The sequence below is a fragment of the Polaromonas sp. P5_D5 genome (genome assembly GCF_054049435.1).
The window spans coordinates 1-2,592 of record NZ_JBFUMJ010000012.1 but is presented as its reverse complement, the minus strand read 5'-3'; the positions used below and the strand labels follow the sequence as shown (position 1 = coordinate 2,592).

At 51.0% G+C, this 2,592-nt stretch carries 1 protein-coding gene and 2 rRNA genes; 1 reads left to right on the top strand and 2 read right to left on the bottom strand.

What is annotated here, in order from left to right; genetic code table 11:
- Positions 1 to 852, top strand: an 852-nt coding sequence (locus ACXJKE_RS23080; RefSeq protein WP_457282922.1) for an MBL fold metallo-hydrolase, incomplete at its 5' end; no start/stop codon positions are given.
- Positions 853 to 1,078: 226 nt separating this feature from the next.
- Here the strand turns inward: ACXJKE_RS23080 and rrf are convergent.
- Positions 1,079 to 1,191 (bottom strand): 5S ribosomal RNA (gene rrf, locus ACXJKE_RS23075).
- A gap of 143 nt (positions 1,192 to 1,334) precedes the next feature.
- Positions 1,335 to 2,592, bottom strand: a 23S ribosomal RNA gene (locus ACXJKE_RS23070); the annotation flags it as partial.

The window sequence follows — 2,592 nt, the reverse complement described above, 5'->3', positions numbered from 1 at the left end:
CTTTTCACCGACGGTGAAAAAACCTTGCTGGTTGATAGTGGTTATTGCACGCACGCGCCGCAAACGCGGTCGTTGATTGAGTCCGTCCTTGGGTCCCGCCCTCTCGATATTCTCGTCAACACGCACCTGCACAGCGATCACTGTGGCGGCAATGCTGCTTTGCAGGCGCGTTATCCCGATCTGCATACCCTTATTCCTCCTGGCCATGCGCAACAAGTAGCCGACTGGGATCCCGTGGCGCTGACTTATTTTCCGACCGGTCAGCTGTGCCCACGGTTCACCTTCACTGATGCGATGAAGCCGGGAGGTTCCATGCAGTTCGGGTCCGAGATGTGGCAGATTCATGCGGCGCCTGGGCATGACCCGCATTCGCTGATTTTTTTCCACCCCAATAGTCGTGTACTTATTTCAGCCGATGCTTTGTGGGAAAACGGCTTCGGTGTGGTGTTTCCCGAGCTGGAAGGTGCCAATGCATTCACGGAGGTCGCCGCGACTTTGGACGTAATTGAGCAGTTGAAGCCCAAGACCGTCGTTCCCGGGCACGGCCGTGTCTTTGCATACACACCAGAGGTGCTAGCGCTAGCACGTCAGCGGCTGAATTCATTTGTCAACAATCCGCCCAGACATGCGCACCATGCTGCCAAGGTTCTGCTGAAGTTCAAATTGCTCGAAATTCAACGCCAGAATTTCAACGACTTCGCAAAATGGGCCCTGGAAACGCCTTATTTCATGCAAATCAAAGCCAAATTTTTCGCGGACATCCCTGCCCGCGCGTGGATTGAGCAATTAAGCAACGAACTGGTGACTGCCGGCGTGGCCAATAGAGACGGTATGCATATCGTGAATGCCTGAATCACTGCGGGCCAGCGAGTTTTGACATTCATTTTTATCGCTGCTGTGTCGATCGCCTCTTGGCGAGCACCTAGACGCCTGCTTTAAGCACTTTGCACAAATACAAAAACAAAAGCCCGCATGAATTCATGCGGGCTTTTTAAACTCTGTGGCCTGGTCAATACCAAGCGCACAAAAGAAAACGCCCGGTTGATCAAAAATCAACCGGGCATTCCTTGCTGTAAGAGCCTGACGATGTCCTACTTTCACACGGGAATCCGCACTATCATCGGCGCTAAGTCGTTTCACTGTCCTGTTCGGGATGGGAAGGAGTGGTACCAACTTGCTATGGTCATCAGGCATAACTTGTTGACAGATTGTCCAAAGAACAATCCATCGAATTCATAGAGTAAATCAGCTTGTATTTAGATTCGCACAGCTGCTGAGCTGTGCTTTTTGAATGCGTCAACTTGGCATAACAACTTCGAATTAATCAAAGTTATAGGGTCAAGCCGCACGAGCAATTAGTATCAGTTAGCTTAACGCATTACTGCGCTTCCACACCTGACCTATCAACGTCCTGGTCTTGAACGACTCTTTAGGGGGCTCAAGGCCCCGGCAGATCTAATCTTGAAACGAGTTTCCCGCTTAGATGCTTTCAGCGGTTATCTCTTCCGAACTTAGCTACTCGGCAATGCCACTGGCGTGACAACCGATACACCAGAGGTTCGTCCACTCCGGTCCTCTCGTACTAGGAGCAGGCTTCCTCAAATCTGCAGCGCCCACGGAAGATAGGGACCAAACTGTCTCACGACGTTTTAAACCCAGCTCACGTACCTCTTTAAATGGCGAACAGCCATACCCTTGGGACCGGCTACAGCCCCAGGATGAGATGAGCCGACATCGAGGTGCCAAACACCGCCGTCGATATGAACTCTTGGGCGGTATCAGCCTGTTATCCCCAGAGTACCTTTTATCCGTTGAGCGATGGCCCTTCCATACAGAACCACCGGATCACTATGTCCTGCTTTCGCATCTGCTCGACTTGTCAGTCTCGCAGTTAAGCACGCTTATGCCATTGCACTATTATCACGATGTCCGACCGTAACTAGCGTACCTTCGAACTCCTCCGTTACACTTTGGGAGGAGACCGCCCCAGTCAAACTGCCTACCATGCACTGTCCCCGATCCAGATAATGGACCTAGGTTAGAACCTCAAACACACCAGGGTGGTATTTCAACGTTGGCTCCATGCGATCTAGCGACCACACTTCAAAGCCTCCCACCTATCCTACACAGATCTGTTCAAAGTCCAATACAAAGCTACAGTAAAGGTTCATGGGGTCTTTCCGTCTTTCCGCGGGGAGATTGCATCATCACAAACATTTCAACTTCGCTGAGTCTCAGGAGGAGACAGTGTGGCCATCATTACGCCATTCGTGCAGGTCGGAACTTACCCGACAAGGAATTTCGCTACCTTAGGACCGTTATAGTTACGGCCGCCGTTTACTGGGACTTCAATCAAGAGCTTGCACCCCATCATTTAATCTTCCAGCACCGGGCAGGCGTCACACCCTATACGTCGACTTTCGTCTTAGCAGAGTGCTGTGTTTTTAATAAACAGTTGCAGCCACCGATTTTTTGCAGCCTCATTGGGCTCCCCAAGTAAATGGTTCACCTACTAAAGGCACACCTTCTTCCGAAGTTACGGTGTCAATTTGCCGAGTTCCTTCTCCTGAGTTCTCTCAAGCGCCTTAGAAT